Source organism: Micrococcus sp. KRD077 (assembly GCF_017168505.1).
In the GTDB taxonomy this organism is placed as follows: domain Bacteria; phylum Actinomycetota; class Actinomycetes; order Actinomycetales; family Micrococcaceae; genus Micrococcus; species Micrococcus luteus.
Genome location: NZ_JABFAZ010000107.1, coordinates 1 through 5,117, shown reverse-complemented (window position 1 = coordinate 5,117; position 5,117 = coordinate 1). Strand labels below are relative to the sequence as shown.

The following is a 5,117-nucleotide window of genomic DNA, read 5'->3' as shown; positions in this document are numbered from 1 at the left end:
GCCCACCCCGCACCGTTCCGCACCCGCCGTGCCCACCCGCGCCGGCGACGTCGCACCGTCCTCCAAGGAGAACCCCATGACGACCCCCTCGAACATCTCCCGCCGCTCCTTCGCCGGCCTGTCCCTGGCCGCCGTCGGCGCGTTCGCCCTGACCGCCTGCAACTCGCAGGCCGAGGAGAAGAGCGACGACGGCGCCCAGACCGTGCGCATCGGCGTCGTGTCCGAGAACGAGTCGCACCGCGCCCTGGTGAAGCTCGCGAAGGAGAAGCACGGCATCGACGTCGAGATCCGCAACTTCACCGAGTACACGCAGCCGAACCCGGCGCTGGACAATGGCGACATCGACATGAACTGGTTCCAGCACATCGCCTACTTGGCCGACTACAACCAGGCCTCCGGCAAGGACCTGACGATGATCGGGACCACCGAGATCATCCCGCTGCCCCTGTACTCCAAGAAGTACACGGACGTCTCCGAGTTCAAGAAGGGCGACACCGTCGCCATCCCGAACGACACCGTGAATCAGGCCCGTGCCATCAATGTGCTCGTCGCCGCCGGCCTGTTGAAGCTGTCCAATGAGACCATCCGCCCGGAGGTCCGCGACATCGACGAGGCCGCCTCCACCGTGACGGTGCAGCCCGTGGCCGCGCAGCAGACCGTGAACGCGCTCGAGTCCGTGCAGGGCGCGGTCATCAACAACACCTTCTCGGCGGACGCCGGCATCGACACGAACACCGCCCTGTTCAAGGACGACCCCGAGGACGACTCCGCCAAGCCGTACGTCAACGGCTTCGCCGTGCGTCGCGAGGACCGCGACAACGAGACCTACAAGAAGATCGCGGCCCTGTACCACGAGCAGCCCGTGCTGGATGAGTCCGCGAAGCTCTCCTCCGGCACGAGCGTGCCGGTGCAGCTCGACACCGCCCAGATCGACGAGACCCTGAAGCAGTACCAGGACGCGATCGCGAAGCAGGGCGCCTGATCCATGGCAGGTTCCCATACGTCCGACCGTGACGCGGTCACCCCGGGGCGCCCCTCCGCGGGCGCCCCGGGGGAGCCGGTCATCGTCTTCGACCACGTCAGCCGCGTCTACGCCGCCAAGAAGGGTGCCGGTGTGAAGGCCGTGGACGACGTCTCGCTCGCCGTGAACCGCGGCGAGGTCTTCGGCGTCATCGGCTTCTCCGGCGCCGGCAAGTCCACCCTGATCCGCATGATCAACGGGCTGGAGAAGCCGACGTCGGGCACCGTCACGGTGCTGGGCCAGCAGGTCTCCCATCTCTCCGAAGCGAAGCTGCGTCCGCTGCGCACCCGCATCGGCATGGTGTTCCAGCAGTTCAACCTGCTGACCTCCCGCACGGTGGCCGGGAACATCGAGTTTGCTCTGGACACGGCCGGCTGGCCGCGGTCCAAACGCCGCGCTCGCGTGGCGGAGCTGCTCGAGTTCGTCGGCCTGGCGGACAAGGCCAAGCACTACCCGGAGCAGCTCTCGGGCGGCCAGAAGCAGCGCGTCGGCATCGCCCGCGCCCTGGCCGCCGAGCCGGAGATCCTGCTCGCAGACGAGGCCACCAGCGCCCTGGATCCCTCGACGACGCACGAGGTGCTCTCCGTGCTGCGCCGCGTCAACGAGGAGCTCGGGGTCACGATCGTGGCCATCACCCACGAGATGGAGGTCATCCGCTCGATCGCCGACCGCGTCGCCGTGATGGACAGCGGCCGCGTGGTGGAGTCCGGCAAGGTCTACGACCTCTTCTCTCGGCCCGCCCACTCCGCCGACGCCGCGTCCTTCGTGGCCACGGCGCTCAAGGACCGGCCGAATGCCGAGGAGGTGGCCCGCATCCGGGCGCGCACCGAGGGTCGGCTGATCATGGTCTCGCTCAAGGACTCCGCCGCGGTCTCGGCGGTGCTCGGCACCGCATCGACGCGCGGCGTGGGCTTCGAGATCGTCCACGGCGGCATGTCCGCCACCAAGGACTCCGCGTACGGCCTGCTCACCGTGGCGCTCACGGGCGAGGCCGCCGCGGTGGACGCGTTTGTCGCGGACCTGGCCGGCGCCGGAGACGTGCAGGAGGTGCACCAGTGATCGACCGATTCCAGAACCTCGACTGGGGGTACTACGGCCCCGAGCTGATGACCGCCGTGGGGGACACCCTCTACATGGTCGGCTGGTCCTTCATCCTCGGCGGCATCCTCGGCCTGCTGGTCGGGCTCGTCCTCTACACCACGCGCCCGGGCGGCATCTTCGCCAACCGTGCCGTCTACCTGGTCACGAACTTCATCGTGAACCTCATCCGGCCCATCCCGTTCGTCATCCTCATCGCCGCCCTGCAGCCGCTGACCATCGCGGTGCTCGGCACCGGCATCGGCAACACCGCCGTGGTGTTCTGCATGATCTGGGCGTCCACGTTCGGCATCGCCCGCATCGTGGAGCAGAACCTCGTCTCGCTGGACCCCGGCGTGATCGAGGCCGCCCGCGCGATGGGCGCCTCCCGCATGCGGATCGTGCGCGCCGTGGTGCTGCCCGAGGCCCTCGGCCCGCTGATCCTCGGCTTCACGTTCGTGATCATCTCGCTCGTGGACATGTCCGCGATGGCGGGCATCATCGGCGGCGGCGGCGTCGGCAACTTCGCCATCGTGGAGGGCTACAACCGGTTCCGTCCGGAGGTCACCTGGCTGGCCGTGATCGTGGTGATCGTGTTCGTCCAGGCGCTGCAGCTGATCGGCAACGGCATCGCCCGCAAGGTCATGCGCCGCTGAACCCCGGCTCGGTCCGCACGACGACGGCCGGTGACATCCCGCGGGGACGTCACCGGCCGTCGTCGTCGTTCTGGCAGACTTCGGCCCATGACCGACATCACCTCCACCCCCGCGACCTCCGTCGCCGGCGATCCCCTGGCCTTCTACGTCCGCCTCGGCGAGCCCACCGTGGACGCCGACGGCGTCCGCACCTCCCGCGTGCGCTCCACCGTGCACGCCCAGGGCGCATGGCGGGAAGAGGAGATGCACATGGCCGCCGTCTCGGGCCTGCTGCTGCACGAGGTGGCTGCGCACGAGACCACTCCCGGGCTGCGGGTGGGACGGCTCTCCTACGACATCCTGGGCACGCTCTGGTCGGGCGAGCTCGAGGTGGTCACGCGCACCCTGCGTCCGGGCCGCACCATCGAGCTCGTCGAGTCCGTGCTCCACGCCCGGGGCCGCACCGTGCTGACCCTGCGCGCCTGGCTGCTGTCCACCTCGGACACCTCCGCCGTCGCCCAGCTGCCGGACGAGCCCCTCCCGCCGCGCTCGCAGGCGCAGTCGCACAACGCGCTCCACGGATGGGGAGGCGGGTACATCGCCTCCCTCGACGGCGTCGTCCTGCCCGGCCACGGGCCGGGCCACGGCCGGGTGTGGCTCACCACGGACCGCGAGATGGTGGCGGGGGAGAGCACGAGCGACCTGGTGCGCCTGATCAGCCTCACCGACGCGGCCAACGGGATCGCCCCGGCCCTGCCGGCGAAACCGGGCGGGTGGTTCTTCCCCAACGTGGACCTGCAGATCCACCTGTACCGCGAGCCCACCGGCCACTGGCTCGGCCTCGCGGGGCAGGTCACGGTGGGCCCGGACGGCGTGGGCCTGACCAGCACCGTCCTCCACGACGACGACGGCCCCTTCGCCCACGCCGAGCAGACCCTCACCCTGCGCTCCTGGCCGGCCGAGGGCGGCCTGTGAGCGCAGCTCCCCGGCTGCGCTGGGCCGTGCAGGAGCGGACCCTCGGGGCCGCTGAAGACCTCGACTGGGCCATGGACGAGCTGGCCGTCTTCCGCGCCGCCGCGGCCGAGGGAAGGGCCCTCGAGGACCTGATCCGCGTCTACGTGCCCGAACCGACGGTCGCGTTCGGCCAGCGCGACGCCCGGCTGCCCGGCTTCGCGGCCGCGGCCGCGGCGGCCCGCGCCCACGGCTTCGAGCCGGCAGTGCGCCGGGCCGGCGGACGGGCGGCGGCCTACCACCACGGCTGCCTGGTGGTGGACCACCTGAGCCAGCAGGAGGACGCGGCACTCACGCAGCAGGCCCGGTTCGCCGAGTTCGCCGACCTGTTCGTGCGGGCGTTCGCGCGCGTGGACGTGCCCGCCTCCGTGGGCGAGATCCCGGGGGAGTACTGCCCGGGCGAGTTCTCCGTGCAGGGCCCTGCGCCGACATACCCGGTGAAGCTGGCCGGCTCCGCGCAGCGCGTGGTGAAGGGGGCGTTCCTGTTCTCCACCCACGTGGTGGTGTCCGACCCCGCTCCGCTGCGGGCCGTGCTCGTCGACGTCTACCGGGAGCTCGGTCTGGACATGGACCCCCGCACGGCGGGCGCGGCCGAGGACGTGCGCCCCGGGGTGAGCGTCCCCGCGTTCGCCGCGGCCCTGCGGGAGGAGTACACGGCGTGGGCGGCCGCCGCCGGGCTCGAGGTGGTAGACGAGCAGCTCGCCGTCCTCGCTGCGGGCACCTCCGGCTGAGGGCACGGGCGGCCAGACTGCGGGCGGGCCGTCAGGCCGTGAGATCCGCGATGATCTCCCGCTTGCGTCGCGGGGTGAAGCCGGCCGCCACGGCCGCCGCCCGGCGCGCCGCGTCCGTCCGGTACAGGGACCAGCCCCGCTGCACGAGGAACGGCAGCGGCTTGCGGCGTTCGGCGACGTCGCGCACGAACCGGCGGGCCGCCGTCGTGGTCCGCGCCTGGTCGATGTACCAGGCCGCGTAGCCGACCCCGGCCCGGTCCAGGGCGGCGGGCATGCGCTCGGCGAAGATGCCCTCCGCCACGATCACCCCGCCCGGCTCGAGCGCGACGGTGCTGTGCCCGCGGACGGAGGACGTGGAGATGTCGTAGTCGGGCACACGCGTGGCGCCCTCCTCGAGCAGTTCGACGACCGCGTCCACGGCCGCCTGCTCATCCCATGTTCCGGGGTGGTCCCAGTCGATCTCGCCGTAGGGGGTGCGCGGGAACACGGGGCCGGGCCCGCCCGCGGCGCCGTCGTCGGACTGCGGACGGTAGAACGCATCGAGCGAGAGGTGGGGCCGGCCGTGCCGCCGGGCCAGGTAGGACTTGCCGGAGCCCGACGCGCCGCCGAGCAGGATCACGGAGGGAGGGGGCGAGGCGGGGA

6 protein-coding genes are annotated in these 5,117 nt (G+C 71.6%); 5 read left to right on the top strand and 1 reads right to left on the bottom strand.

The features are described 5' to 3' along the window. The 5 genes from J1M39_RS12065 to J1M39_RS12045 form a co-directional block, all read left to right on the top strand. Positions 1-982 (top strand): MetQ/NlpA family ABC transporter substrate-binding protein (locus J1M39_RS12065; RefSeq protein ID WP_342356418.1); only part of this gene is annotated, 982 nt, incomplete at its 5' end. 3 nt (positions 983-985) lie between these two features. Continuing rightward, positions 986-2,080, top strand: a complete 1,095-nt coding sequence (locus J1M39_RS12060; protein WP_078026103.1) for a methionine ABC transporter ATP-binding protein — start codon at positions 986-988, stop codon at positions 2,078-2,080. Further along, a complete protein-coding gene (locus J1M39_RS12055; protein ID WP_036313181.1) occupies positions 2,077-2,754 on the top strand; it encodes a methionine ABC transporter permease in 678 nt (225 codons plus the stop codon). Before J1M39_RS12060 ends, J1M39_RS12055 begins: the two co-directional genes overlap by 4 nt. Positions 2,755-2,841: 87 nt before the next feature. Then, positions 2,842-3,708, top strand: a complete 867-nt coding sequence (locus J1M39_RS12050; protein WP_036313183.1) for a thioesterase family protein — start codon at positions 2,842-2,844, stop codon at positions 3,706-3,708. Next, on the top strand, positions 3,705-4,475 hold the full coding sequence (locus tag J1M39_RS12045; protein ID WP_141842782.1) for a lipoate--protein ligase family protein: 771 nt from the start codon (positions 3,705-3,707) through the stop codon (positions 4,473-4,475). The genes J1M39_RS12050 and J1M39_RS12045 overlap by 4 nt, the downstream gene beginning before the upstream one ends. Before the next feature lie 31 nt (positions 4,476-4,506). On the opposite strand, the gene J1M39_RS12040 is transcribed toward J1M39_RS12045, so the two are convergent. Then, on the bottom strand, positions 4,507-5,117 hold a 611-nt coding region (locus tag J1M39_RS12040), incomplete at its 5' end, for a uridine kinase family protein (protein ID WP_206496851.1).